Below are 24639 nucleotides of genomic sequence, written 5' to 3' on the forward strand. Positions count from 1 at the left end.
CCAAGAAGGCGGCCATAGTTGCCGCCATGCGCAAGCTGCTCACCATTCTCAACGCCATCATCAGGGACAACAAACCATGGCAAAACGCTTGACCGGCAAGACAGTCGCTCTGCCCTGCCGGGCATCTCCCCCACAAGGGGGGAGATCGACTCGTGGTGAGGTTTACGCCAAACAATGATCGTGGAGCGAGCGGCTGCCCCCAGCCAATCTCCCTCCTTGTGGGGGAGATGCCCGGCAGGGCAGAGGGGGGTGTCACGGGCTCAGCAGCAACCATGGCTCACACCAACCGTCACCCCATCAATCCTTCCGCACCCCATCGCGATAAAACACCATCCCGCCATGATGGAGCACGTCGTCGATGAACTCGCCGTCGGCGGTAAAGCCGGCGTCATCCCAGTAGTCGATGTTGCGTCCCCTCACCTCGTAGCGCCCCTGATAGGCACTCTTGACCGTGCCGCGCGCTTCGTCATAGCGGCCGTTGGGCAGCAGTTCCTGTCTGATGCGACCGTCGGCGGTGATCCACATGCCGACATAGGGGTGGGACGCGTCGGGAGGTGTTTGCACGTTGATATCCTTGGCGAAAGCGTTGGCGGCGGCAAGAATGATCAGCGCCGCCGCGAGGGATTGGCGGATGACCATGATCACAACCCCGCATTGGCCGTCGGGCGCACGACGATGTCGTTGACGTCAACGTCGGCGGGCTGGTCGATGGCGTAGAGGATGGCGCAGGCGATGGCGTCGGGTTTCAGCGCCACGGCGCGGTAGGCGACCATGGCTTCGGCGGCGAAGGGTTCGGTGATGGTGTCGGCGAGTTCGGATTCGACCACGCCAGGATAGACGCAGGTGACGCGCAGGATCTTGTTTTCCTGACGCAGACCATCGGAGATCGCCCGCACCGCGTATTTGGTGGCGCAATAGACCGCCGCTGTCGGCGAGACGGCGAGGCCGCCGACGGAGGAGACGTTGATGATCTGGCCGGATTGCTGGGCGTTCATGACGGGCAGCACGGCGGCGATGCCATAGAGCACGCCCTTGATGTTGACATCGATCATCCGATCCCATTCCTCGACCTTCAACGAGGACATCAGCGACAGCGGCATGACGCCGGCATTGTTGACGAGGACGTCGACGCGGCCGAACTCAGCAATAGCGGCGTCGACGAAGGCCTGCATGTCGGCGCGGTCGGTGACGTCGAGCGCCTTCGAGATCACGACACCGCCACTGGTGCGGATTTCTTCGCTCAAAGCGTCCAAACGGTCGGTTCGGCGCGCGCCGATGACCAGCTTTGCGCCGGCGAGGCCCAATTCGCGGGCCGTGGCGGCGCCGATGCCGCTGCTGGCGCCAGTGATCAGCACTACCTTATTGTTCATATCGGTCATGTCTTGCTCCTCAAGCGATCTGTTGACCGACACAGGATCGCGCGACCGGCACCTGTTGCGGTAGACGGCTTTTCCGGAATTCTTGCACGATCCTCCGAAATGGAATGTTGCCCCCTTGGCAAAGCGCGCGCGACGGCCGATGCTGGCATCATGGAAACAATCACCGATCTCGCCGCCCTGATCGATCGCCATGCCGGCATGGATGGAAACTTCGACACAGTGCTGCCGCGCGTCGGCGTTATACGATCCTCGGCGACCACAGAGCCGCTGCATACGCTCTACAAGCCCTCCTGCTGCATCGTGGCGCAGGGGCGCAAGCGGGCGACGATCGGCGATACCAGCTATATCTACGATGCCGCGCATTATCTCGTGGTTGGCGTCGACCTGCCCGTTATCGGCGCGGTGATCGAGGCCAGTCCTGACGCGCCCTATCTCTGCCTGCGGCTGGAGTTCGACCGAACGCTTCTGAACGAGATGATCGCGGGATCACCTACACGCGACGAGAACCCGGCGGCGGCGCGGGTGAGCGAGACGACGCCACGGCTGGTCGATGCGGCAGCGCGTCTGCTTGGTCTTCTCGATACGCCCGAGGATGCGCCGATGCTGGCGCCGCTTGTCGAGCGGGAGATTTTGCACCGGCTGATATCGGGACCGCAGGGCGGGCTGATCCGGCAGATCGCCAGCGGCGAGAGCCGGCTGAACCAGATCGGCCGGGCGGTGGATTATGTCTGCCGCAATTTCGAAAGCCCGTTCGCGATCGAGGAACTGGCGGATATCGCCGGCATGAGCTCGTCATCCTTCTACGAGCATTTTCGCGCGGCGATGGCCATGAGCCCGCTGCAGTTTCGCACCCAGATCCGCCTGCAGGAGGCGCGGCGGCTGATGATCGTCGAGGGGATGACGGCGGCCGAGGCGGGGTTTCGCGTCGGATATGACAGCCCATCGCAGTTCAATCGCGATTATGTGCGCGTGCACAAGGAGACGCCGAAGCGGGATGTGGCGCGGATGCGCACGCCACAAAGCCTTTCTGGATACTAGGAAGCGGCGGGCGGCAGCAGGAACAGCGTCAGGCCGAATATGGCGTAGACGGCGAGCGCCAGCACGCCGACATACCAGGCGCCGCGCCCGCCATTGGAGAGCAGCGCGGCCGCCATCATGGCGAGGAACATCATGGCGACCGCACCCGGCCAGAACTGCAGCGACATGGGCTCGGGGCCGATGAAATAGCTGACAATGACGAGAACGGGAGCGACGAAGAGCGCGATCTGCGAGGCGCTGCCCAGCGCGATGCCGACGCTTAGATCGAGCCGGTTGGCGCGGGCGGCCGAGAAGGCCGCGGTCATTTCCGCTGCCGCACCGACGAGCGCCACGACGATGAAGCCGACAAAGGCGGGCGTCATGCCCATCTTCTCGGCCGCCGCCTGCACCGAGCCGACGAAGACTTCGCTGATCAGCGCCACGAAGAGTGTGACCACGACGAGGATGATGATGCTGGTCGAAAGCCCCCAGTCCCCATGGTGCTCCTCGGCCTCGCCGACGCTGGCGAAGAGCTCGCGGTGGGTCTTCAGCGAAAACAGCATGCCCATGGCATAGACGGCGATCAGGATCACGGCGAGACCGAGGCTGAGCGCCTGCACCATCTCCGGGCCCTGATCGGCGCGGCTCACCAGCGACGGCACGAACAGCGCGACGGTGGCGAGAAAGAGCAGCGACGCCTGAAAGCGGGCGCTGACGCGATTGAACTCCTGCAGGTGATGCTTGAGGCCGCCGAGCAGGAAGGAGCCGCCGAGCATGAAGAGCGTGTTGGTGACGATGGCGCCGGCGATCGAGGCCTTGACCAACAGATACTGCCCGGCCTGCAGGGCGGCAAGGGATATGACGAGCTCGGTGAGGTTGCCGAGCGTGGCGTTCAACAGGCCGCCGACGGCGTCACCGGTGCGGGCGGAGACGGCTTCGGTCGCGCGGCTGAGCAAAGCCGCGAGCGGGATGATCGCCAGCACGGAGAGGATGAAGAGCAGCGTGTGGGACTCGGGTGCGGCGATGTCCGTCAGGATGACGATGGGCACGAAGACGAGCAGCGCCAGAAGCGGCGTGGCGCGAAGCTCGGCCATTGTTGCCCCGACCAGCCCCGAAGTCCCATGTTTGCGCTGAACGTTCTGCACGGCGGGCTCCATCCGGATTTTCGCGCGGATGAGCATAGGGGCTTGGCCGTCGGCCTGCATTGCGTGTGATCAACGCTGCGCCGATATCGCTGCCTTTGCCGCGAAGGATTGATCCTGCGCAATGCGGAACGTGGTGTGCCTGCTAGTTTGGCCGGGATGAAAGCGAGGGGTGTGGTTGGAATGCAGTCAGGAGCGGCGATCGGAGTGCGGTACGTGGTTGTTCCGGGCCGCCTTGGTCTCGTCGACGTCATCGACCGGGCGACGGGTCTGCCTGTCGAGGCCGGGGTGACGGCTGTGCTGCTTGAGCCGCGCGAAGCGAGGGAACTTGTGCGGTGGCTGCTGTGTCGGGCGCATGCCGAAGGCATTCGCGGGCATGCCGAGGGCAGTCGCGCGCGTGCCGAAAGCGACGACGCTAGCGAGCGTTCATCGCGCGCCGCTTGAAGCGTGCCGCTCTGCCGGCTCGCGCGTGGGCCCAACGAAGCCGAGATTGTCGCGCAGTATTGATATTGACCCACATCCGCTGGAGGTCCGGTGCCCGTCAATTTTCTTCTCGCCACCGCGCTGATCGCGGCCACAGTCGCCATACAGGCCGTCTTCATGGAGATCGGGCTTCGCGCCATCCGGCACGCGGAGCCGGGATATCTCGGGCGCCATGCCACGATCGCGACGGTCGCCTGGGTGAGCTATCTGCTGATCCCGATCGGTCTCGATATCTGCCTCTGGGCGCTTCTCTACTATCTGATCGGCGCGCTGCCATCGCTTGACGACGCCATCTATTTTTCCACCGCCACCTTCACGACGGTCGGCTATGGCGATGTCGTGCTTGGCAAGGAGTGGCGGCAGATTTCGGCTTTCGAGGCGGTCAACGGCTGGATCATCTTCGGCTGGGCGACGGCGCTGATCATGGCCGTCATCCAGCGCCTGTATTTCCGGGACGGCAAGGCGAACGACATGTGAGGTATCAGGCGCGCGAGGTCATGAAGACGCCGACTAGCGTCACGCCGAGACCGACGAACATCGTCAGCGTCAGCGGCTCGGAAAACAGTGCCCAGGCCCAGAGCATGGTGACCGGCGGGCTCAGATAGATCGCGGCACTGACCTTGGCGACCGGGAAGAGCCGCAGGCTGGTGTAATAGACCGAATAGGCGGCGAAGGTGGCGATCAGCACCAGCCAGACCATGCCGATGGCAAAGTTCTGGGTCATCGGCGGCGCGATGTCGCCCTGGATCAGGGCGCAAGTGCCGAAGAGCACCGAGCCGGTCAGCGTGTGGATGCAGAGGCTCTGGTGCACCGGCATGTGGCCGACGCGCCGGCGCTTGTGGAGCACCGAGGCGAGCGCGAAGATCAGCATCGAGCCGACGGTCAATCCGTAAGCCCAAAGCGGCGCCGATCCGAAGCTCAGGCTATCGAGCGAGACGATCAGCACGCCCGCGACGGCGATCGCCGTGCCCAGCCACTGTCGGCCGCTCAGGCGTTCGCCGAGCACCGGCTGCGACAGGGTGGCGATGGCGAGCGGCAGCAGATCCGAGATCAGCGCCACGAGGCCGGTGGGCACGCGCTGCTCGATCGCCAGCGCGAAGCCGCCGAGATAGAGGAAGACCGACATGACGCCGAACCACATCTGCCCGACGATCGCCTTCCACTGCATGCGCGGGCCGATGGCGAGCGCGAAGGGCAGCAGGATAAGGCCGGACAGCAGCGTGCGCCAGAAGAGCACGAGCACGACGCTCGCCTCCTCGCTGGCATAGCGGATGCCGACGAAGCCGGAACTCCAGCCGATGATGAGCAACGTGGCCATCAGCGGCCATAGAAGGCGATGCTGCTGCTTGGTCGTGGCGGTCAATGCGTGGTCCGTCATCGGTCATCCCTGTCATGCGTCTGCAATCGATCGCTTAAGCCATTGATTGCGAGCGAGCACATGACAAATTTCGATCATGGCATGACTTTCAAGCGAATCCAGTCATGGAAGTTTGCAAATGCTGACGCCACGTTGCATGCTCTGATCGGCAGGCAACGAAGAGAGCGAAGCGAAATGAGCGACCTGAACAACCGGCGGCTTGAGATCGATGCCTTGCGCGCCATCTGGGCGATCCGCCATCACGGCGGCATCACGCGGGCGGCGGAAGCGCTTGGGCTGTCGCAATCGGCCGTCAGCCACAAGATCAAGCGGCTGGAAACGAGCCTCGGCTGCGAGCTCCTGAACCGCAAGGCCGGTGCCACCGCCTTTACCACCGAGGGCGAGGAGCTGCTGGATTATGCCGGCCGCATTCTCGGCCTGCACGACGAGGCGCTGCTCAGCCTGTCGAAGACGACGCTTGCCGGGCGGATCGCGCTAGGGCTCACGGAAGATACGACCTGCTCGGCGCTCGCCCATATTCTCGGCCGCTTCCGCCGGCTGCATCCCGATGTTTCCGTGCGTACGCAGGTGCGGATGAGCCTGGTACTGCGGGCGATGCTCGAGCAGGGCGAGCTCGATGCCGCTATCGTCCAGGTCTTCGCTCACGAGGTGCGTCCGACCGATGTCATCCTGTTTCGAGAGACGCTGCACTGGGTGAAGCACCCGAGCCTGCTCCTGCCGCAGAGCACGTCCGTGCCGTTCCTCTCCTTCCACGACGATTGCTTCTATCGCCACTGGGCGCTCGATATCGGGCAGGATGGCGGGATCATGCTGGAGACGGTGTTCGAATGCGCCAGTGCCGCAGGCATTATTGCCGCCGTCAACTCCGGCATGGGCGTGGCACTGCTCAACGAGAGGCATCTCAGGCCGGAGATGCAGATCATCACCGACCGCTTCCCCGTGCCGCCCGACCTCGTCTATGTGGTCCGTCGCGGCCGCAAGGTGCGCAACGCCGCACTTGATACGCTGGTGGCGGAGATCGAAAGCGAGATCAGCAGGTATGGCGGATTGGCGCTGGCCAGCTAACGTTTTCGGCCAGTTGGATCCTCAACGAGAAAGGGGCCGCGCGATGCGCAGCCCCTTTCCTTTCCTATTGATGATCAGGCGCTCGATCAGAACTCCGACCATTCTTCCTTGACGGCCGCGGCACTGGCGCCACCGCCACCGAAGGCGCGGGCAACGCTACGCTTCAGCGCATTGGCCGGCGAGGCGACCGGGCGCGAGGCGGGAGTGGCGGTTGCGGCGCGTGGTGCTGCGCGGTCGTTGCCGAGGTTGAACTGGCGCAGCAGATCGTCCAGCGCCATGGCTTCCTGGGCAAGCGAGTGGCTGGCGGCTGTCTGTTCCTCGACCATGGCAGCGTTCTGCTGGGTGCCCTGGTCCATGTTGTTGACGGCGGTGTTGATCTCCTGCAGGCCGATCGACTGTTCGCGCGTGGCAGTGACGATGGCGCCGACATGGCGGTTGATCTCCTGCACGGCGCCGACGATTTCGGACAGAGCCTTGCCGGTTTCGCCGACCAGCGAGACGCCGGAGTTGACCTGCGTGCCAGACGTATTGATCAGCGCCTTGATTTCCTTGGCGGCATTGGCCGAGCGCTGGGCGAGCTCGCGCACTTCCTGGGCGACGACCGCGAAGCCCTTGCCGGCTTCACCGGCGCGTGCTGCCTCGACGCCGGCATTCAACGCCAGCAGGTTGGTCTGGAAGGCGATGTCATCGATGACACCGATGATGTTGGAGATCTCGCCCGAGGACTTCTCGATTTCCTGCATGGCGGTGACGGCCTTGCGGACGACCTCGCCGGAGCGCTCGGCGCCGAGACGGGTGCGCTCGACGAGCTGGCCGACATCCTCGGCGCGCTTGGCGCTGTCGCGGACCGTCGTGGTAACTTCTTCGAGGGCAGCTGCCGTTTCCTCGACGGCTGCGGCCTGCTGCTCGGTGCGGCGGGCCAGATCGTCGGCTGCAGTGCGGATTTCGCCGGCACCGGCATTGATGGCGGACGCATTGTGGCCGACCGACTGCAGGGCTGCCTGCAGCTTTTCGACGGCATGGTTGAAGTCGTTGCGCAGGCGGTCGAACTGCGGCGCAAAGGCGGTGGTGATGCGGATCGCGACATTGCCGTTGGCAAGACCGGAGAGACCGTCGGCGAGATTGTCGATGGCGAAGCGCAGTTCGCTTTCCTCGCGGGCCTTCTGCTCGTCGCCCATCTGGCGCTGGCGCTCGGCATCTCCACGCATGCGGTCGGTTTCGCCGGCAAGGCGTAGCTTCTCGATCGCCGCGTTCTTGAACACCAGCACCGACTGCGCCATGCGGCCGACTTCGTCCTGGCGATCAAGTGCCGGAACCTCGATATCGTTCTGGCCACCGGCCAGGCGGCCCATGGCAGACGTCATGCCGACGATCGGGCGAACGATGCTGCGCGACAGCATCCAGGCAAGCACGACGGCCGCGAAGGCCGCGAAGATGCCGCCGAAGAGCAGCGTCATGTTGAGCGCTGCACTGGCGTCGGCCTTGATGGCGGAGAGCGCTGCGGATTCATCACGCGCGGCCTGCTTGATCTTGGCCGACGCCTGGCGGAAGCCGTCGAGCTGGCCCTTGGTTTCGTTGACGCCGATCTTGACGATCTGGTCGATCGGCATGTCGGTTTCCTTGCGCGCCTTGCTCTGTGGCACGGCGAGCTGGTTGAAATAGAGATCCGCGGCCTTCTGCATGGCGTCGATCTGGCTCAGGAACTCGGTCTTGCCTGCTGCCGTCTGCTTGGCGGCGGCAATCGCGTTCAGCATGCGGTCGCGGTTGTTGAAGAGATCGCCATAGGTGCTGTCGCTCTTGAAGAGCAGGAAACCGCGCAGGTTTACGGCCTGCTCCAGCATGGCCTGCAGCGCGTCGTCGATCTGGTTGACCAGCAGCTCCGACCGCTTTTCCTCGATGGCAGCTTCCGCCACGGCGCCGGCCTTCGAATAGACGAAGGCGGAGACGGATACAAAGATGAGAATGAGAGCCGCGAAGGTCGCGGCGAGCTTACCGTTCAGGGACATGTTTCTTGCAAACATCAGTCGGTCTTTCCTGGGCGCTTGGCGCCATGGCAAATCGGGCACGCGTCAGCGCGTGCGGGGAAACTATCAACGAGGGAAAACATGATCGGCGGTGGAATTTCGGGCCATCATGGCGGACGCGGTTTTCGGCCGCTGCAATCGACGGCGACACTAGCCACGGAAAATTTAAAATTGTTTAAGTCGGCGCGGCAACTGGTCGCAGTTTATTGGCTGCAGCCGCTGAATTCTCGGGGATTCAACCCGTTTGACGCTTCGTCGTCACACGCCATCATAGCGCAGGTTGTAGGTCTCTTTTCGCTTGGCTAGAGGCTGCTAATTTTCCCATTGCTGTCAACGGATGAGCAGGCACCGCCGATCCATGTGACATCAGAGGACGGCTGCCGCAGCGGAGGCAATCAACAAAAGGCTTGCAACTGATGGCATTGCCCGGCATGGACAGGCCATGTCCGATCAAAATACACAACGCATCGACCAGCTCCTCGTCAGCTTGGGTCTTTTTGCCAGCCGTTCGCGCGCCCGCGACGCGGTCAGCCGCGGCACCGTCAAGGTCGACGGCAAGGTCGTCACCAAGGCCGGCGCCGTCTTCGGCGAGGATGTCTCGATCGAGATCGATGATCCCGCGCAGGAATACGTCTCGCGCGCGGCGCTGAAGCTCGCGCCCGCGCTCGATCACTTCAAGCTCGATCCGACGGGCCATCACTGTCTCGATGTCGGCGCCTCCACCGGCGGCTTTACCGAAGTGCTGCTCGAACGCGGCGCCGCGCATGTGACCGCGATCGATGTCGGCCATGGCCAGATGCATCCGCGGCTTGCCGAAAACCCCGATGTGACCAATATCGAGGGGCTGAACGCGCGCAATCTTGAGGCCGAGGATATCGGCCATCCCCTCACCTTCATCGTTTCCGACGTTTCCTTCATCACGCTGAAGCTGGCGCTGGCCCCGGCGCTCGATCTCGCTGAGCAGGGTGCGACGGCCGTGCTGCTGGTCAAGCCGCAGTTCGAGGCCGGCCGCGAGGCGATCGGCAAGGGCGGGATGCTGAAGGACCCTTCGACCGCACCCGCCGTTGCCGCCGAACTGGAGCGCTGGTTCGTCGAGGACATGGGCTGGACCGGCCTCGGGCTGATCCCCTCGCCGATCTCGGGCGGGGACGGAAACCAGGAATATCTACTCGCAGGAACCAAGCCGTGAGCACTGAAACAGTCACCATCCAGAAGCTCGGCGCACAGGGCGACGGCATCGCCAACGGCACTGATGGCCCCGTCTACGTGCCCTTCACGCTGCCCGGCGAGACGGTCGCCATCGCGCGCGTCAAGAGCCAGGGCACGGTCATGTCGATCACCACGCCCTCGCCGGACCGGCAGGAGCCGCACTGTCGGCACTTCGGCCCCGATGGCGTCAACGGCACCTGCGGGGGCTGCACGCTGCAGCACGCAGGCGACGCGGTCTATCGCAGCTTCAAGCGCCAGCTGGTCATCGACGCGCTGAAGTCCAAGGGGCTGACACCTGAAGTCGGCGAGCTCGTGGTCGCTCATCCCGGCGAGCGCCGCCGCGTGACATTCGCCGCGCGCAAGACCGAGAAAGAGATGCTCATCGGCTTCAACCAGGCCGAAAGCCACCATCTCGTCAATATCGAGGAATGTCCCATCTCGTCGGCAAGCCTCATCGCGCGGCTGCCGGCGATCAAGGCGATTGGCGCGGCACTTGCCGTCAATGCCGAGGCGTTTCGCATCACCGTGCTGGAAACGGCGACCGGCCTCGACATCGCCGCCGATGGCCTGAAGAAGCTTTCGGACCAACAGCGGCGCAAGGCGACCGAGACCGTGCTCTCGATGCGGGGGATCGCGCGCGTCTCCGTCAATGGTGAGATCCTGATCGAGCCGGTGAAGCCGATGCTCGATTTCGGCGGCGTCCAGGTGTCGCCACCGGCGGGAAGCTTCACGCAGGCGACGAAGCCGGCGGAAGAAGCGATGTCCGAGCTGGTGCTTGCCCATGTCGGCAAATCCAAGCGCATCGCCGACCTCTTCGCCGGCACGGGCACCTTCTCGCTCAGGCTGGCGCGGATCGGCCGCGTGCATGCGGTGGAAAGCGAGGACAAGCCGCTTGCGGCACTCGACCACGCCGCGCGCAACACGCAGGGGATCAAGCCCGTCAGCGTCGAGCGCCGCGACCTGTTTCGCCGGCCGCTGATGACCTCGGAGCTGAAGGTCTACGATGCCGTCGTCTTCGACCCGCCGCGCGCGGGCGCCGAGTTCCAATGCAAGGAGCTTGCCCGCTCCACGGTGAAGAAGATCGCCGCCGTGAGCTGCAACCCGCTGACGCTTGCGCGCGACCTCGCCATTCTCGTCGAGGGCGGCTATCGCATCACCTCGGTGACGCCGATCGACCAGTTCCTGTGGACCTCGCATGTCGAGGTGGTGGCCACGCTGGAGAAATAAGCCCGGCGTTCCCGCTATCGGATAGAGCTCAGCTGGCGGCCCGCAACAGGCCGCCAGCCAGATGCTTAAAGGCATCGACGACCTTTTCCAGAACCGCATGCGGATCATCGGCCGCGGCGATCCATAGCGCTGCATTGAGCGCCGCACCGTTGATCAGCCGGGCGGCGGCTTCGGCATCCACGGGCTTGACGATGCCGTCTGCAATCAGCGCCTCGATGGTCTCAGTGCTGGTGCGCAGGCAGGCGGTCTGGTTCGGCCATTGCGAGGGATCACCGAGCACGGCGGGGCCATCGAGCAGCATGATCCGCTGAATCTCGGGCTCGAGCGCCATCTCGATATAGGCGATGCCTTCGTTGATAAAGCCTTCCCAAGGTGTCTTCCCCTTGGCCTGCGCCGCGCGCTGGCGCACCAGCATCTCGGCATCGATCTGGTCGATGACGGCCTGCAGCAGCCCCTTCTTGTCGCCGAAATTGTGATAGAGCGCGCCGCGCGTCAGCCCCGCTTCGGCGGTGAAATCATCCATCGACGAGGCGGCGTAACCCTTTGTGGCGAAAGCCTTTCGGCCGGCCTCGATGAGCTTTGCCCGGGTTTCTTCGACCATTTGAGCACGCGTTTTCGCCGTCACCCTCATCTCCATAAATTAGCATACGTGACGTATGCGCATTGACATACGCGGCGTACGCCAACATATATTCACATACGGGGCGTATATCACTTGCGCACCCGGGAGTGAAGAGCAGAGATCCTGGTGACGCGTTACAACGTGTCGTGCCCTTGGCGCGACGGCGGCCGCCTGGACTTTGCCTTGTTGAAACAGGAGCATGATATGACCAAACGCGACGCAATCTTCCCCGCCGGCCGGCAGGCGCTTTATGAGATCAACCGCTATTCTGCGGCGATCCGCTCCGGCGATCTTCTCTTCGTCTCCGGCCAGGTGGGCAGCCGCGAGGATGGATCGCCCGAGCCGGAGTTCTCGAAACAGGTGCAACGCGCCTTCGACAATCTCGCAGCCGTGCTGAAGGCTGCCGGCGCCGACTTCGACGACATCATCGACGTGACGACGTTTCACACCGATCCCGAAAACCAGTTCGCCGCGATCAACGAAGTCCGCTTGAACGCCTTCGGCGAAGCGCCCTATCCGAACTGGACTGCCGTCGGCGTCAACTGGCTGGCGGGCTTCGATTTCGAGATCAAGGTGATCGCCCGCATCCCGCAGGCGAGCTGATCTTCCTGGCTTCCGCTGCACCTGCCAGGAGCGTGAGTGCAGCGGGAATTCAACAGAATTTCCTAATGATCATCCGGAACATCAAAATATAATTCATCTATAAATTCATCTATGATAAATAATCTGCGTGTATCAATGGATAATACACGGAGGATAATATGTTTGTTATTTCCATTGATGATCATGGCGACGAACGGAATTTCCTGGCGACATCCTTCAATATTGATCGGGGCGTCGTGATTGCCACGATATGCGGCATGAAGCGCAAATTCGATGCTGCCGATGTCATCGATATTCTACCGGTGGAGCCGCTTTCGGCCCGCAACAACCGTTTCATCGCGGAGCAGCCCGAGCGTCAGCGGATGCATGGATAACGGGTTTCCCCGATCTTTCCAATTACCCAAGAGAACGCCCGCGACATGCGCGGGCGTTTTGTCGTTTATATCACCGATCGATCAGGCGGCGGCGTAGCGGCGCGCCGTGCCGCGATTGCCGGGCTGCAGGTTGAACTGGCCGAGCAGGTGCATCAGCTTGGCGGCCTCCTGGGCGAGACCGTGGCTTGCAGCTGTCTGCTCCTCCACCAKGGCGGCGTTCTGCTGGGTGCCTTGATCCATGGTGTTCACTGCGGTGTTGATCTCGGCAAGGCCGGTCGATTGCTCGCGGGTGGCGGTGACGATCGCGTCGACATGGCGGCTGATGTCCTGCACCTGGCCGACGATCGTCTCCAGCGACTTGCCGGTTTCGCCGACGAGGCTGACGCCGGAGCGAACCTGGGCGTTGGAAGCCGAGATCAGCGTCTCGATTTCCTTGGCGGCGGTGGCCGAGCGCTGCGCGAGTTCGCGCACTTCCTGGGCGACGACGGCGAAGCCCTTGCCGGCCTCGCCAGCGCGCGCGGCCTCGACGCCTGCGTTGAGCGCCAGGAGATTGGTCTGGAAGGCGATGTCGTCGATGACGCTGATGATATTGGCGATCTTCTGCGAGGATTGCTCGATCTCGGTCATGGCGGAGACGGCCTTGCGGACGATGTTGCCAGACTCCTCTGCACCGCCGCGCGTGCGCGACACGAGGCTGCCGGCCTCTTCGGCGCGGCGAGCGGTGTCCTTTACCGTGGTGGTGATCTCTTCGAGTGCCGCAGCCGTTTCCTCGATCGAGGCGGCCTGCTGCTCGGTGCGCCGCGCAAGGCCATCGGCGGCGTTGCGGATTTCGCCGGCGCCGGCATCGATCGCATGCGCATTATGGCCGACCTCTTCCAGCGCTTCGCTGAGCTTGGCGACCGAGGCGTTGAAGTCGCTACGCAGACGATCGAGGTGATCGGCGAAAGGCTGCTCGATGCGATGGGCGAGATCGCCTTCCGACAGCGCACCAAGAGCGCCGGCCAGCGCCTCGACGGCATGATGGATCTCTGCCGCCTCGCGTACCTTGACGGCTTCGTTGCGGGCGCGCTCGTCGCGGGCATGCGCGCGGTTGTCCTCGGCGCTGCGTTCGAGGTCGAGGCGGGCGAAAGCGTTGTCGCGGAAGACGGAGACGGCGGCCGCCATGTCGCCGATCTCGTCATGGCGGTTGGTGTAGGGAACGGCAGCCTCAATATCGCCATCGGCAAGGCCGGCCATGCGCGAAGCGATCGTCGTGATCGGCCGCGAGATGCGCTTCCAGGCGAGATAGGCGGCGGCGATGGCAGCAACGAGCGCCACGGCAAGACCGGCGACGATCGAGACCGTGCCGGCATAATAGTTGCCGGCCGCAGAGACGAGGCCGGCGTCGGTCGACTGACGATCCTTGGCGATCATGCCGTCGACCAGCGTCTGGATGTTGTTGGCCGACATGGACAGCTCGCCGCGATAGAGCGAATTGGCCTGGCTGCGCTTGTTGTCGAGCGCGAGCGCGATGATCTTGTCGGCGACGGCGGTGTCGTTATCGAGCGCCTTCTGCAGCCGCGCGAAGTTCTGGCTCATGTAGTCGCTCTTCTGCTGCTTATCGAAGGCATCGATGGCGCCCGCCAGCCGCTGGCGGCGGGTCTTCAGCGTGGTCTCGGCGTTGCGGAAATCGGTCTTGCCCGAGGCCAGCAGATAATCGGCATAGCTGCGGCCCACGTCGTTCAGCGTCGTGACGATGGCATGCAGGCGCTCGGTGTTCGGAATATTCTGGGCGCCGATCTCGCGCGTATTGGCTTCGAGACTGGTCAACGCGACGGCGGCGATGGCGCCCTGCACGAGGGAAATGGCGACGAGGGACAGAAAGAGCACCGGAAGCAGCGTCTTGATCTTCATTTTGAACATAGCATTGTCTCGAATGCGGCCGACCGACATGCCTCAGCGATCGGGCGTCGATCCGCTGGCGTCTGCGCCTTTGATTGTGCCGGAAAAGGGGCCGGGCGCTCATGCCCGTGCTGCGTCATGCATTGCCGATCACTAAACAAGGGAATTGGTAAAATTTGATTAAAAGTAATACTTTTTGAACATTCTGACTGCGTCCCGACAATAAAAGAGCCGCTCACGCTGGGCGTGGCGGCTCTCGTTTTGCTCGAAGATGGAATCGGCGGCGGCCGGAAATATCAGGCGGCAACACGCATCTTCGCGGGCGCATCCCGGCGCTGGCGGAAGGTTGAGGCCAGGTCGTTCAGGACACCGGCCTGCTCCGACAGACCGTGCACGGCGGCGGCGGTTTCCTCGACAATGGCCGCATTCTGCTGAGTGGCGCCATCCATCTGGTTGATCGCCGCGTTGATCTGCACGAGGCCTGACGATTGTTCCCGGGCGGAATCGGCGATCGTCGTTGCCAGCTGCGAGATGTGCGAGAGGTGGCCGATGATATCGCCCAGCGCCTTTCCGGAATCACTCACCAGCGCGACACCACGTTCGACCTGCGTGCCCGAATTGACGATCAGCGTCTTGATTTCCTTCGCCGCCTTGGCGGAACGTTGCGCGAGTTCGCGCACTTCCTGGGCAACGACGGCGAAACCGCGACCGGCCTCGCCCGCGCGCGCCGCCTCGACACCGGCGTTCAAGGCGAGAAGATTGGTCTGAAACGCGATCTCGTCGATGACGCCGATGATCTGGTTGATCGCCTTCGAGGACTGGGCGATCTCGTCGATCGCGGCGACGGTCTGGTTGGAGATCTTTTCCGATTCCTCGGCGTCCTGCTTGGCCTTGGCAGAGAAACTGGCGGCGGTGGCGGCACTTTCGGCGGTGCTGGCGACGGCAGCCGTCATCTGGTTCAGGGCAGCAGCGGTTTCCTCGACGCTGGCGGCCTGATTTTCGGTGCGGCGCGCCGTATCATCAGTGGCGCGGCTGAGTTCGGCGGTGGTGGCGCGGATGGTTTCAGCGTTTACGGCGAGCTTTCCGAGGATGCCAGCCAACTGATCGACGGTGCCGTTGAAGTCCTGGCGCAGCCCTTCGTATTCATTCGGGAAGCGATTATCCAGAAGACAGTCGAGGTCGCCGGCGGCGAGCTTTCTCAGAGACGACGCAAGGGTGCGAACGACTTCCGCCTGCTCGGCCGCCTTGGCCTCGTCGCGCTTGCGGGCTTCGGCTTCCTGGCGGCGCATCTTCACCACGTCGCGAATGTCCTGCCAGAAGACGACCTGCGCGTTGCGGCCGGCGATATTGGCCTGGAGGATCGTTGCCAGAACCGGCAGCGGCGTGCCATCGAGGCGCTGGTGATCCCATTCGAAACGCGCCATGCCGTTTTTCTTGATCTCGGCGAAAATGGCGACGGCGGCTTCGCTGGTCGGGCGGCCGTCCGATTGCACAGCCGGTGAAAGCTTGGCCGGGTGGATGCCGATCATCTTGTCTCGCGGCAAGTCGAGCATCACCTCCATCGCATGGTTGCAATCGACGATATGCTCATCTTCCAGTACGTAATACGCATCCGGCGAGCGCATGAAAATAAAATCAGAGATTTCCTGTCTGAAAGACACTGCACTTTTAAATAGTTTCACAGCATTATCCTCGTTTTGGCGCGAGAATTGATGCGGTACGTTAAATTGTAGTAAATTTTTACTTTGGCAAATTCACCCACTAAAATGCATAAATTCATACTATTGGAGACGACGCTCCCGCAGCCTCAACGGCGCATGAAAGCTTCGAAGGCGGCGCGGGCTTCAGCGCTTTGCAGGCGGGTGGCGAAGTGGCGGGCTTCCTCGTCGATGCGGGCAATGATCTCTTCGCGGTCACCGCGAATAAGATCGCGCGAAAGGCGCAGCGCCTCGGGCGGCTTGGAGGCGAGCTTTGCGGCGAGGCTGAGCGTTTCCGCCTCGACCTGATGCGGCTCAACGAGCTTGAAGACCAGGCCGGCATCCCTCGCCTCATCGCCGGAGAAGGCTTCGCCGGCGGCGAGCATGGCGAAGGCGCGCTGGGCGCCCATGATGCGCGGGGCAAGCAGGCTGGAAGCGGCTTCGGGCACAAGAGCGAGATCGACGAAGGGGGTGCGGAACTGGCTACGGGCGGACGCGACCGTCATGTCGCAATGCAGATGCATGGTGGTGCCGATGCCGATCGCCAGGCCATCGACGCCCGAGACCACAGGCTTTGCCGAGCGCACCAGCGCATAAAGGAAATCGATGACCTCACGCGGCATGCCGCCGCCCATCGCAACTTCAAGGAAGTCGCCGAGATCGTTGCCAGCGGAAAAGCAGCCCTCGGTGCCGAGGAAGGCGGTGGCGCGGATGTCGGGGTTGCTGTCCGCCGAGGTCAGCGCCTCGGTCATGGCGGAATACATGGCGCGGGTGATGGCGTTCTTCTTGTCCGGACGGTTGAAGCGGATGATCTGGACGCCGGGATGATCAATGGGGTGCTCGACGAGAATGTGGTCGGTCATATCGGGTCCCTCAGGCGAGAATGGATCTGGCTGCGGCGAGGCTTGCGGCGCCGTTGACGACCGTATCCTTCAGCGCCGTAGTCTCGGCCAGCAGGTTTTCGGCGGCGAAGCGGCAGAGCGCGATGCGATCGGCGGCCTTGCCATCATCAGCATCGGCGAGCGCGCCCTTGGCGAGATAGCAGCCGGTGAGCGTCAGGCCGAACAGGCGCTGATAGGGCGTGGCGCCGGAGAGCGCGTCGGCGGTGTTGCCGGCTGACAGCTGCGCCAAGAGCCAGTCGGTCGCTTCCTGGAGGTCGGTGATGGCGGCGTTGAGGCGGTTCACGGTGGCGCCGAAGTTTTCGGCGTTCGAGGCTCCGACGCGGTCGGCGATCTCTTGCAGTTCGGTGATCAGACTTTTCACCTCTCCGCCATCGGATAGCGGCAGCTTGCGGGTGACGAGGTCGATCGCCTGGATGCCGTTGGTGCCTTCGTAGATGGGGGCGATGCGGGCGTCCCTGAGATAGCGCGCGGCGCCGGTTTCCTCGATGAAGCCCATGCCGCCATGCACCTGGATGCCGAGCGAGGCGACGTCGACGCCGACATCGGTGGCGAAGGACTTGGCGACCGGGGTCAGCAGGGCGGCGCGCTCCCGCCAGTGTTTTTTGTCATCGCCAGCGCGGTGAGCCATGTCTGTGGCGTGGGCGCAGCTATAGGCGATGGCGCGCGCGCCCTGGGTCAACGCCTTCATGGTGAGCAGCATTCTGATGACATCGGGGTGTTCGATGATCGGGCTCATGCCCCCCGTTTGGCCAGATCCCGTCCAGCCGGGCGCCTTGCCCTGGGTGCGCTCGTGGGCATAGGCGACGGCCTGCTGCGTGGCAGCTTCGGCAATCGCGACGCCCTGCATGCCGACCGCGAGGCGGGCGTTGTTCATCATCGTGAACATGCAGGCGAGGCCCTTGTTCTCCTCGCCGACCAGCCAGCCGATGGCACCCTTTTCCTCGCCGAAGCGGCCGTCGCCATAGATCATCGTGCAGGTGGGCGAGCCGTGGATGCCGAGCTTGTGCTCCAGCGCGTGACAGAAGAGATCATTGCGGGCGCCGAGCGAGCCGTCGTCGTTGACGAGAAACTTGGGTACGAGAAACAGCGAGATACCGCGCGTACCAGCCGGCGCATCCGGCAGGCGGGCGAGCACCAGGTGGATGATGTTGTCGGCTACATCGTGTTCGCCCCAGGTGATGAATATCTTCTGGCCAAAGATGCGGTAGCTGCCATCGTCGCGGCGCTCGGCCCGGGCCTTGAGCACACCGAGATCGGAACCGGCATGCGGTTCCGTCAGGTTCATGGTGCCGGTCCATTCGCCGGAGACGAGTTTCGGGAGATAGGTCGCCTTCAGCGTGTCGCTGCCGTGCGTCGCGATAGCCTCGATGGCGCCCATCGTCAGTGTCGGGCAGAGCGCGAAGGCCATGGAGCCGGAGTTCCACATTTCGAGTGCCGCGACATTCAGCATGTGCGGCAGCGCCTGGCCGCCGAAGTCTTCGGAAGCCGTCAGGCCGTTCCAGCCGCCTGATATCCAGTTGCGGTAGAGATCGCGCCAGCCATCCGGCGTCGTCACCTTGCCATCCGATATGCGCGCGCCCTGGCGGTCGCCGATCTCGGCGAGCGGGGCGATCTCATCGGATGCGAAGCGGCCGGCTTCATGAAGGATCGCATCGACCAGATCCTCGCCGAGATCGCCAAGCAGGCCGTCGTCGATCGCCTGGCCGAGACCGGCCACATGCTTGAGGGTGAATGCGATCTCCTCGACGGGCGCCTTGTACATGCTGCTCTCCTCGTAAGCCTGATGGCGCGGGATAGCTCTCCCCTACCCGCTCCTCCGACGGCAGAGCTAATTGATTTTTACGTAAACGTCAATTTCAAACTTGCGGCGGGTCACCTCGCCCGCCCGGCGGGCGAGATATGGGTCACTGTCATGAAACTGTAGGGTTGCCGTCATAGGGAGGCATCGCTTGAAAGGGTCTTGCCATCGGGTGCGGCGCCATGCTCATGCTCTCATATGAGCTGCCGATCCGGTGCTGCTGGTCGCCAAGACCCAGACGCCAGCGTGGAGCACACCGCCAATGCAAGAGGACCGGCAAAGAATGGATACACTGCCTGTGAGCATGCCGGGTTTCGTCTGGGGTTATCGCTTCCCCGATGGCGGCGGCAAGCCGATACGGCTTTCCAACAACGCGCTGCCGGCGGACCTTACCGCCGATGGCGGCTTCTACTGGCTGCATCTCAACCTCGCCGACGCCCGCGTGCCCGCGCTTATCGATGCGCTGTCGGGGCTTACCGACGACGCCAAGGCCGCGCTCACCACGCATGACACGCATTCGGCAATCACGGTCGACGAGCAGATGCTCTACGGCACGCTGGTCGATTGCCAGCGCGAGTTCGATCACGAGACCGCCGATCTCGGCTGGCTGCATTTCGCCATCTCCGACCGCTTCATCATCACCACCCGGCTGCAGCCGTTGCGTAGCGTCGAGCGGGCACGGCTATTGATCGAGAAGAACCCGGCGAAGTTCACCCGGCCGGTCGATCTGTTCGAGCTGCTGGTCACCGAATTCCAGCGCACGCTGATTTCGATCGTGATGGACCTGACGGAAGAACTGAATATCATCGAGGACTTCGTCTACGACACGGCGCCGCGCGACGAGCGCCGGCGGCTGGCGCCCGTCCGGCGCACCGTCGTGCGCATCCACCGGCACCTGAGGACCGTGCTCGGCCTGATGCGCCGGGCGGCGGCTTCCGATGACGACGAGATGCCCTTCGGCTTCGAGGATGTGGCCGGGCGGCTGACGGCGCGGCTGGAGACGGTCGACCACGACATCTACGCTCTGCAGGATCGGGCACGGCTGCTGCACGAGGAAATCGATTCCAAGCTCTCGTCGGAGACCAACCGGCACCTCTACATCCTGTCGATCATGACCGCCTTCCTGCTGCCGCCGACGCTGGTCACCGGCTTCTTCGGCATGAACACGGCCAACCTGCCGTTCACGCAGGGGTCGACGGGGACGGAATACGCGATCGGGATGATCATCGCTTCGATCGCGCTGGCTTGGTGGCTGTTGAAGCGGGTGAATATTTTGTGAGGTGGGTGGGATAGTGTGGGCTAGCGTTGAACCCGGAGCCCCCTCATCCGGCTGCCGCCACCTTCTCCCCTATGGGGCGAAGGGACTTTTGGCGAGCCACTCGCTCCCTCTTCCCTTCTCCCCAGCGGGGAGAAGGTGGCCCGAAGGGTCGGATGAGGGGGCCGCTGGCGCTGAGCCTAGCGAATACCCCCTAACCCTCAATAAGGCGAAACGCACTGCTGGCGGGGGCCGTTGTACGGCTGGAAGGTATTGTCGTAGGCGCGGTAGCGCTGCTCGCACCAGGCGACATGGCTCGATCCAGCTGGGGCGACGTAACGCGGTGCCGGTGCATAGCGCGGCTGGCTGGCGATTGCGCCGCCGATGATGGCGCCGGCGCCAAAGGCGGCGAGCGGGTACCAGTAGCCGTTATAGTGGCGATAGCCGGGACGTGCATAGGTGTAGCCGCGATAGCCGCCGTACCAGCCGGGGCGATAGGCCGGGCGATAAGCGGGGCGATAACCGGGATAGTAGCCACCCGGCCGACCATAATAGCCCGGACGCGGTCCGCAACGGCCATAGCGGCAATACTGCACGTTTTGAACATCCGCCGATTTTTCCACCTGCGGCGCGGCAGGCATCTGCACGGCCTGCGACGGCGCGAAGCTTGTAACCAGCATCAATGAGGAAATGGCCGCGACGACGAGTTGCTTGAACGACCTGGGCATGAACACTCCAATCTCACCATAAATGAACCCGAGATGTAACGCATTGATTGGGGAAGATGTTCCTGAGCGCATCTTTTTTCGCGACCGCTCACGATTTTTTGTTTATTCGTAAAGACTGATAAGCATTTCGTTAACCAGTTTTCATCACTCTCGTTACATGAAGCAACGGCATGGAAGAGCCACTCTCCGTATTCTGCTTCTGGCGATCGCGGCCGGACTGTCTCATTACGCCACGGCCGGCGATACACTCCCCTGGAAAAAGACCGATAATGCGCTGGTCGTCGATGGCTACGAACTGAACACGATCGACTGGGAGGCGCTGACCTCCGACAAGCGGATCGCCGGCTTCATCTCCAAGGCGTCGGACGGACTGCCGGAGAGTTTTTCGTGCGATGGCGACCATGCCGGCGACACGGTGGGGCACTGCAAGACGATGTGGCGCAAATATGCGGTCAGCCGCGAACTGTTCCAGACGCGTCGGTTGGTGGCGCGCGCTGCCGGGCTTTTGTGGGGCGCCTATCACCTCGCCCGCCCGGGCAACCCGATCGATCAGGCCAACCACTTTCTCGACTATGCGACACCCAAGCCGGACGAGATGATGATCCTCGATCTCGAGGGCATCGACCCCCAGAAATTCATGTCGCTCGAGGATGCGCAGATCTTCGTTGGCCACATCAAGACGCGGACCGGGCGCTATCCGGTGCTCTACACCAACCACGACACCGCCCGCTACATCGCCGCCTATCGCAACGACTATCCGGTGCTGGCGCGGCTGCCGATCTGGTATGCGCGCTACAAGCCCGACGTCAAAGGCGTGTTCCCGATGGGCAATTGGGACAACTATCTGCTCTGGCAGTTCTCGGCCGGCGACAATTGCAGCAAGCGGCGCTGCCCCTATCGTGTGCCCGGCACACTCACCGATATCGACGTCAATGTCGCCGCCATGAACAAGGCTGACCTTGCGAAGATCTGGGCGCAGGGCAACCTGCTGCCGGCGCGCGAACCTGATCCGCCGCTGATCCTCGCCAAGATCGAGATGGAACCGCGCCAGCCGCTGCCGCCACCAGTGGCCGCAACATCAGGCCTGCCGCCGATCGCGCAATTGCCCGCCGCCACACAGCTGCCGGCAGCCGCGACGGCGGTGACGGTGGCCGCGCGGGATGGGCTCGTCACCTCATCGGTGCCGCCGCGTGAAATCAACGCGCTGAATTATCAGGATTTCTGAACAAGAGAGCCAACCAAAACGAGCGCACCCTTTGCGGAGTGTGCTCAGCAACTCACTGACAGAGCTCCGCGTTATAGTGATGCCAACGCTTGTTTTGGTCAGCATAGGCGCTTCACCCTCCCTCATCCCTGTGCTCGTCACAGGGATCCAGCGCGATCAAGTCCTTGATCGCAAAAGACTCTCTTCGCCGCGCCGATGCGCGGCGGCTGGATTCCTGTGACAAGCACAGGAATGAGGAGATTRCGGCTTCTTGACCCGGAAAGCTTTATCGTCAGTCTGGCGGGCACACCCTTACCAAGGGTGCCCTCCCTTCTATCGTAACTCGACGTCAGGCGACGACGGAGAGTTTGGCCTGATCGCCCTGCAGGCGGTTGGTCATGAACAGCGCGTACCATTCGAGGAACTGCATGACGCCGCCCTCGTGCAGCATCGAGTACGGACCGGGCTCATAGGCCGGCGAGTGGATGCCGAAGGCGTTTTCCTCGACGATGCGGCGGTCCTGGTCGTTGGTCTCGGTCCAGACGTGCGTCAGTTCCTCGAGATTGTAATCGACACCTTCGACGGCGTCCTTGTGGACCAGCCACTTGGTGGTCACGGCCGTCTCGTTGGCGCTGAGCGGCAGGACGCGGAAGGAGATCGCGTGGTCGCCGAGGATGTGGTTCCAGGTCGTCGGATAATGGAAGAGCAGCATGGTGCCGATCCGGTCGATCGTCACGTCATCCGACAGCGGACGGGCGACGGCGCGCTTGCCGGACATGGTGTAGCTCTCGGCATCCTCGATCAGCGGCATGCGGGCGGCGCGGAACTGGCCGTCCGGCGAGATCTGGAACTTGCTGGGAAGGCCTGCGGCCTCGCAGCGCGCCCAGTGGCCCGCGATCTCCGGATCATCGGCACCGCCATCAGTGCCGGTGACGCTCGGTGCCTCGGGATAGGTGCGGCAGAGCTCGGGATGGTTCGCGGCGCAGTGGTAGCACTCGCGGTTGTTTTCCCAGACGAGCTTCCAGTTGCCCTTCTCGATGATGGTGCTCTGGAAGGCGATCTTGGCGTCCTTCAGGTGATGCGGCATCATGTAAGGGGCGACCATGTCGCGGACCGGCTGGAAGTCCGGTGCCTTGTCGGCGAGGCAGATGAAGATATAGCCGCCGAAGCTTTCGCAATGCACCGGCTTCAGGCCGAAGCCGGACTTGTCGAAATCGTCGCCCATGTGGCGGGCGAAGGCGAGCTTGCCGTCGAGATCATAGGCCCACTGGTGGTAGGGACAGACAAGACGGACCGACGAGCCGTGATCCTTGGTGCAGACGCGCGAGCCGCGATGGCGACAGCTGTTGTGGAAGGCGCGAATGACGTTGTCGCGGCCGCGAACGATGACGACTGGGTAATCGCCGATCTGCACCGTGAAATAGGCGCCGGCCTTTGGCAGCTCGCAGTCATGGCCCATGAACAGCCAGTCGCGATAATAGATCAGCTCCATATCGAGCTTGAAGTAATCCTCGTCGATATAGAAGGGTTGCTCGAGGCTGAAGCCCTCGCGGCGGTTCTTGAGCTGCCGTAAAACGTTGCTGCGAATATCCATCTCATATCCTCGTCTATTCGGGCTGCCACATAGCGGATGGCGAAAGCCGCGGGAAGCGCTCGCCCCCTCTCCCGAAGGAGATATTGCCTATGTGATGCATTTAACCACTGCCCACGCCGCCCGCGTGGCTGCAAAGCGACATCGGCTTCGAAAATGACGACAGTTGCATTCGGGCGATCGCGCCGCGACCAAAAAGGCGCATTTCCGCGTCGCTTCAAACAAATAGGATTATTTGCGACTTTGTCGAAATTACCAGAGATCAAGGGAGGCGAGAGCGGCCTTGCCAGCGATATTCTGTTTGCGACAGCAGCTTGTGGCAGTTTGTAGCAGCCGCAATGGCAGTCGGCCCAATTTAACATCGCATTAAGCATGATTGCCTATCCTTTGGCCAAAGAGACAGGCAGCCGGATCCGAGACCATGGCGAAACTTCGTTACTTCGACGCCAGAGCGAGCATCGACCAGCCCACCGCGCCGGTCGCGCCGCATTCCGAATTCCTGCGAACGGGCAAGATCACCCGCCACCAGTCGCATTGGCTGGCCGCCGAGCGTCGCTATCTCACCCACGACGAAGTGGCCGAGAAGACCGGCCGCAAGCTGCAGACCGCCGGCGAGAAGACGCACCAGCATATCAACGGCTTTCACCGCGCCATCCAGTTTCCGAAGATGGTGTTTCACCGCACGCTGGAAGACAGCCCGCATCTCGGCTACTGCCACGTGACGGCGGCGCGCACCAAGTTCGCGCAGTACGAAGCCGTCAGCTGGGCCTTCTATATCGCCAATTTTTACGCCGATATCGGCGACAACGACAATGTCTTCGAGAAGATCGACGTGCGTTACTCGCGCATGTATTTCGCCGTCGCCATTCGGCCCGGCGAGCATACACCGGAGAAGATGACGATCGACCGCAATATCCGCGGCAACGGCCTTTTGTTTCGCACCCACGATCCGCAGGTCGCGATCCGCAACGTGCTCCTGCTCGGCGCCCGCAACGAGCAGCTCCGCGAGATCATTCGCCAGCTCTGATATTGATCGCGGGGCCGCAAGGGCATAAGGACT

At 63.1% G+C, this 24639-nt stretch carries 24 protein-coding genes and 1 pseudogene; 12 read left to right on the forward strand and 13 right to left on the reverse strand.

Translation table 11 applies throughout. The features are described 5' to 3' along the window. Positions 1–297: 297 nt before the first annotated feature. Together AC1DOG_RS06345 and AC1DOG_RS06350 are read right to left on the reverse strand one after the other, a co-directional pair. Positions 298–639 carry an Atu4866 domain-containing protein gene (locus AC1DOG_RS06345; protein WP_477927083.1) on the reverse strand — a complete coding sequence of 114 codons (342 nt, stop codon included), beginning with the start codon at positions 637–639 and terminating at the stop codon, positions 298–300. 2 nt (positions 640–641) lie between these two features. Next, complete coding sequence (locus tag AC1DOG_RS06350) at positions 642–1379, reverse strand: SDR family oxidoreductase (RefSeq protein ID WP_477927084.1); 738 nt, start codon at positions 1377–1379, stop codon at positions 642–644. A 150-nt stretch (positions 1380–1529) separates the two neighbouring features. Here AC1DOG_RS06350 and AC1DOG_RS06355 point away from each other — a divergent pair, with 150 nt between their 5' ends. After that, positions 1530–2417, forward strand: a complete 888-nt coding sequence (locus AC1DOG_RS06355) for an AraC family transcriptional regulator N-terminal domain-containing protein (protein WP_477927085.1) — start codon at positions 1530–1532, stop codon at positions 2415–2417. Here AC1DOG_RS06355 and cax read toward each other — a convergent pair. Beyond that, positions 2414–3490 (reverse strand): calcium/proton exchanger, encoded by a 1077-nt coding sequence (gene cax, locus AC1DOG_RS06360; protein WP_477927441.1) that lies wholly within the window; start codon positions 3488–3490, stop codon positions 2414–2416. The two genes, AC1DOG_RS06355 and cax, sit on opposite strands and share 4 nt — an antisense overlap. A 255-nt stretch (positions 3491–3745) precedes the next feature. On the opposite strand from cax, the gene AC1DOG_RS06365 reads away from it, so the two are divergent. Further along, positions 3746–3982 carry a hypothetical protein gene (locus AC1DOG_RS06365; RefSeq protein WP_477927086.1) on the forward strand — a complete coding sequence of 79 codons (237 nt, stop codon included), beginning with the start codon at positions 3746–3748 and terminating at the stop codon, positions 3980–3982. 90 nt (positions 3983–4072) lie between these two features. Further along, entirely contained in the window at positions 4073–4498 is a 426-nt protein-coding gene (locus tag AC1DOG_RS06370) for a potassium channel family protein (protein ID WP_477927087.1), read from the forward strand. Positions 4499–4502: 4 nt separating this feature from the next. Here the strand turns inward: AC1DOG_RS06370 and AC1DOG_RS06375 are convergent, their stop codons facing one another. Next, positions 4503–5399 carry a DMT family transporter gene (locus AC1DOG_RS06375; protein ID WP_477927088.1) on the reverse strand — a complete coding sequence of 299 codons (897 nt, stop codon included), beginning with the start codon at positions 5397–5399 and terminating at the stop codon, positions 4503–4505. A 174-nt stretch (positions 5400–5573) separates the two neighbouring features. Between AC1DOG_RS06375 and AC1DOG_RS06380 the strand changes: the two genes are divergently transcribed. Next, positions 5574–6464: a LysR family transcriptional regulator gene (locus AC1DOG_RS06380; protein ID WP_477927089.1), complete on the forward strand. Its 891-nt coding sequence runs from the start codon at positions 5574–5576 to the stop codon at positions 6462–6464. 86 nt (positions 6465–6550) lie between these two features. Here AC1DOG_RS06380 and AC1DOG_RS06385 read toward each other — a convergent pair whose 3' ends face one another. After that, positions 6551–8485 carry a methyl-accepting chemotaxis protein gene (locus AC1DOG_RS06385; protein ID WP_477927090.1) on the reverse strand — a complete coding sequence of 645 codons (1935 nt, stop codon included), beginning with the start codon at positions 8483–8485 and terminating at the stop codon, positions 6551–6553. 445 nt (positions 8486–8930) lie between these two features. Here AC1DOG_RS06385 and AC1DOG_RS06390 point away from each other — a divergent pair, with 445 nt between their 5' ends. Together AC1DOG_RS06390 and AC1DOG_RS06395 are read left to right on the forward strand one after the other, a co-directional pair. After that, positions 8931–9677 carry a TlyA family RNA methyltransferase gene (locus tag AC1DOG_RS06390; protein WP_477927091.1) on the forward strand — a complete coding sequence of 249 codons (747 nt, stop codon included), beginning with the start codon at positions 8931–8933 and terminating at the stop codon, positions 9675–9677. Continuing rightward, entirely contained in the window at positions 9674–10924 is a 1251-nt protein-coding gene (locus AC1DOG_RS06395; protein ID WP_477927092.1) for a class I SAM-dependent RNA methyltransferase, read from the forward strand. Before AC1DOG_RS06390 ends, AC1DOG_RS06395 begins: the two co-directional genes overlap by 4 nt. 28 nt (positions 10925–10952) lie before the next feature. Here AC1DOG_RS06395 and AC1DOG_RS06400 read toward each other — a convergent pair whose 3' ends face one another. Beyond that, positions 10953–11555, reverse strand: a complete 603-nt coding sequence (locus AC1DOG_RS06400) for a TetR/AcrR family transcriptional regulator (protein WP_477927442.1) — start codon at positions 11553–11555, stop codon at positions 10953–10955. A gap of 195 nt (positions 11556–11750) precedes the next feature. On the opposite strand from AC1DOG_RS06400, the gene AC1DOG_RS06405 reads away from it, so the two are divergent. Further along, positions 11751–12149, forward strand: coding sequence for a RidA family protein (locus tag AC1DOG_RS06405; RefSeq protein ID WP_477927093.1), 399 nt, complete (start codon positions 11751–11753; stop codon positions 12147–12149). 158 nt (positions 12150–12307) lie between these two features. Continuing rightward, positions 12308–12523 (forward strand): hypothetical protein, encoded by a 216-nt coding sequence (locus AC1DOG_RS06410; protein ID WP_018902078.1) that lies wholly within the window; start codon positions 12308–12310, stop codon positions 12521–12523. A gap of 81 nt (positions 12524–12604) precedes the next feature. Here the strand turns inward: AC1DOG_RS06410 and AC1DOG_RS06415 are convergent, their stop codons facing one another. The 5 genes and pseudogenes from AC1DOG_RS06415 to AC1DOG_RS06435 all read right to left on the reverse strand — a co-directional run bounded on the left by AC1DOG_RS06415 (position 12605) and on the right by AC1DOG_RS06435 (position 18765). Further along, the gene (locus AC1DOG_RS06415) at positions 12605–14425 is read right to left on the reverse strand and encodes a methyl-accepting chemotaxis protein (protein WP_477927094.1); all 1821 of its coding nucleotides are present in this window, start codon (positions 14423–14425) and stop codon (positions 12605–12607) included. A 275-nt stretch (positions 14426–14700) separates the two neighbouring features. Continuing rightward, positions 14701–15693 (reverse strand): methyl-accepting chemotaxis protein, encoded by a 993-nt coding sequence (locus AC1DOG_RS06420; protein ID WP_477927444.1) that lies wholly within the window; start codon positions 15691–15693, stop codon positions 14701–14703. A 24-nt stretch (positions 15694–15717) separates the two neighbouring features. After that, positions 15718–16029: pseudogene (locus AC1DOG_RS06425) on the reverse strand (PAS domain-containing protein); the annotation flags it as partial. Between the two features lie 182 nt (positions 16030–16211). Next, positions 16212–16964: a crotonase/enoyl-CoA hydratase family protein gene (locus AC1DOG_RS06430; RefSeq protein WP_477927095.1), complete on the reverse strand. Its 753-nt coding sequence runs from the start codon at positions 16962–16964 to the stop codon at positions 16212–16214. Positions 16965–16974: 10 nt separating this feature from the next. After that, positions 16975–18765, reverse strand: a complete 1791-nt coding sequence (locus AC1DOG_RS06435; RefSeq protein ID WP_477927096.1) for an acyl-CoA dehydrogenase — start codon at positions 18763–18765, stop codon at positions 16975–16977. Between the two features lie 319 nt (positions 18766–19084). On the opposite strand from AC1DOG_RS06435, the gene AC1DOG_RS06440 reads away from it, so the two are divergent. Continuing rightward, the gene (locus AC1DOG_RS06440) at positions 19085–20080 is read left to right on the forward strand and encodes a transporter (RefSeq protein WP_477927097.1); all 996 of its coding nucleotides are present in this window, start codon (positions 19085–19087) and stop codon (positions 20078–20080) included. Between the two features lie 197 nt (positions 20081–20277). On the opposite strand, the gene AC1DOG_RS06445 is transcribed toward AC1DOG_RS06440, so the two are convergent. Beyond that, on the reverse strand, positions 20278–20784 hold the full coding sequence (locus tag AC1DOG_RS06445; RefSeq protein ID WP_477927098.1) for a BA14K family protein: 507 nt from the start codon (positions 20782–20784) through the stop codon (positions 20278–20280). A 157-nt stretch (positions 20785–20941) separates the two neighbouring features. On the opposite strand from AC1DOG_RS06445, the gene AC1DOG_RS06450 reads away from it, so the two are divergent. Further along, entirely contained in the window at positions 20942–22009 is a 1068-nt protein-coding gene (locus AC1DOG_RS06450; protein WP_477927099.1) for a glycoside hydrolase family 25 protein, read from the forward strand. A gap of 328 nt (positions 22010–22337) precedes the next feature. Here the strand turns inward: AC1DOG_RS06450 and AC1DOG_RS06455 are convergent, their stop codons facing one another. After that, complete coding sequence (locus tag AC1DOG_RS06455; protein WP_018902086.1) at positions 22338–23582, reverse strand: aromatic ring-hydroxylating oxygenase subunit alpha; 1245 nt, start codon at positions 23580–23582, stop codon at positions 22338–22340. A 153-nt stretch (positions 23583–23735) separates the two neighbouring features. On the opposite strand from AC1DOG_RS06455, the gene AC1DOG_RS06460 reads away from it, so the two are divergent. Beyond that, complete coding sequence (locus AC1DOG_RS06460; protein WP_477927100.1) at positions 23736–23909, forward strand: hypothetical protein; 174 nt, start codon at positions 23736–23738, stop codon at positions 23907–23909. 91 nt (positions 23910–24000) lie between these two features. Beyond that, positions 24001–24606 carry a DUF6656 family protein gene (locus tag AC1DOG_RS06465; protein WP_477927101.1) on the forward strand — a complete coding sequence of 202 codons (606 nt, stop codon included), beginning with the start codon at positions 24001–24003 and terminating at the stop codon, positions 24604–24606. Positions 24607–24639 lie beyond the last annotated feature (33 nt).

The organism is Rhizobium sp. 01N48 (genome assembly GCF_056399145.1).

Coding starts and splice junctions, on each gene's coding strand:
- AC1DOG_RS06435 (WP_477927096.1), bottom strand. CDS start 18,765: ATGTACAAGGCGCCCGTCGAGGAGATCGCATTCACCCTCAAGCATGTG.
- AC1DOG_RS06410 (WP_018902078.1), top strand. CDS start 12,308: ATGTTTGTTATTTCCATTGATGATCATGGCGACGAACGGAATTTCCTG.
- AC1DOG_RS06450 (WP_477927099.1), top strand. CDS start 20,942: ATGAAGCAACGGCATGGAAGAGCCACTCTCCGTATTCTGCTTCTGGCG.
- AC1DOG_RS06400 (WP_477927442.1), bottom strand. CDS start 11,555: ATGAGGGTGACGGCGAAAACGCGTGCTCAAATGGTCGAAGAAACCCGG.
- AC1DOG_RS06445 (WP_477927098.1), bottom strand. CDS start 20,784: ATGCCCAGGTCGTTCAAGCAACTCGTCGTCGCGGCCATTTCCTCATTG.
- AC1DOG_RS06345 (WP_477927083.1), bottom strand. CDS start 639: ATGGTCATCCGCCAATCCCTCGCGGCGGCGCTGATCATTCTTGCCGCC.
- AC1DOG_RS06420 (WP_477927444.1), bottom strand. CDS start 15,693: ATGCGCCGCCAGGAAGCCGAAGCCCGCAAGCGCGACGAGGCCAAGGCG.
- AC1DOG_RS06460 (WP_477927100.1), top strand. CDS start 23,736: ATGACGACAGTTGCATTCGGGCGATCGCGCCGCGACCAAAAAGGCGCA.
- AC1DOG_RS06375 (WP_477927088.1), bottom strand. CDS start 5,399: ATGACGGACCACGCATTGACCGCCACGACCAAGCAGCAGCATCGCCTT.
- AC1DOG_RS06390 (WP_477927091.1), top strand. CDS start 8,931: ATGTCCGATCAAAATACACAACGCATCGACCAGCTCCTCGTCAGCTTG.
- AC1DOG_RS06430 (WP_477927095.1), bottom strand. CDS start 16,964: ATGACCGACCACATTCTCGTCGAGCACCCCATTGATCATCCCGGCGTC.
- AC1DOG_RS06350 (WP_477927084.1), bottom strand. CDS start 1,379: ATGACCGATATGAACAATAAGGTAGTGCTGATCACTGGCGCCAGCAGC.
- AC1DOG_RS06385 (WP_477927090.1), bottom strand. CDS start 8,485: ATGTTTGCAAGAAACATGTCCCTGAACGGTAAGCTCGCCGCGACCTTC.
- AC1DOG_RS06380 (WP_477927089.1), top strand. CDS start 5,574: ATGAGCGACCTGAACAACCGGCGGCTTGAGATCGATGCCTTGCGCGCC.
- AC1DOG_RS06355 (WP_477927085.1), top strand. CDS start 1,530: ATGGAAACAATCACCGATCTCGCCGCCCTGATCGATCGCCATGCCGGC.
- AC1DOG_RS06405 (WP_477927093.1), top strand. CDS start 11,751: ATGACCAAACGCGACGCAATCTTCCCCGCCGGCCGGCAGGCGCTTTAT.
- cax (WP_477927441.1), bottom strand. CDS start 3,490: ATGGCCGAGCTTCGCGCCACGCCGCTTCTGGCGCTGCTCGTCTTCGTG.
- AC1DOG_RS06440 (WP_477927097.1), top strand. CDS start 19,085: ATGGATACACTGCCTGTGAGCATGCCGGGTTTCGTCTGGGGTTATCGC.
- AC1DOG_RS06455 (WP_018902086.1), bottom strand. CDS start 23,582: ATGGATATTCGCAGCAACGTTTTACGGCAGCTCAAGAACCGCCGCGAG.
- AC1DOG_RS06465 (WP_477927101.1), top strand. CDS start 24,001: ATGGCGAAACTTCGTTACTTCGACGCCAGAGCGAGCATCGACCAGCCC.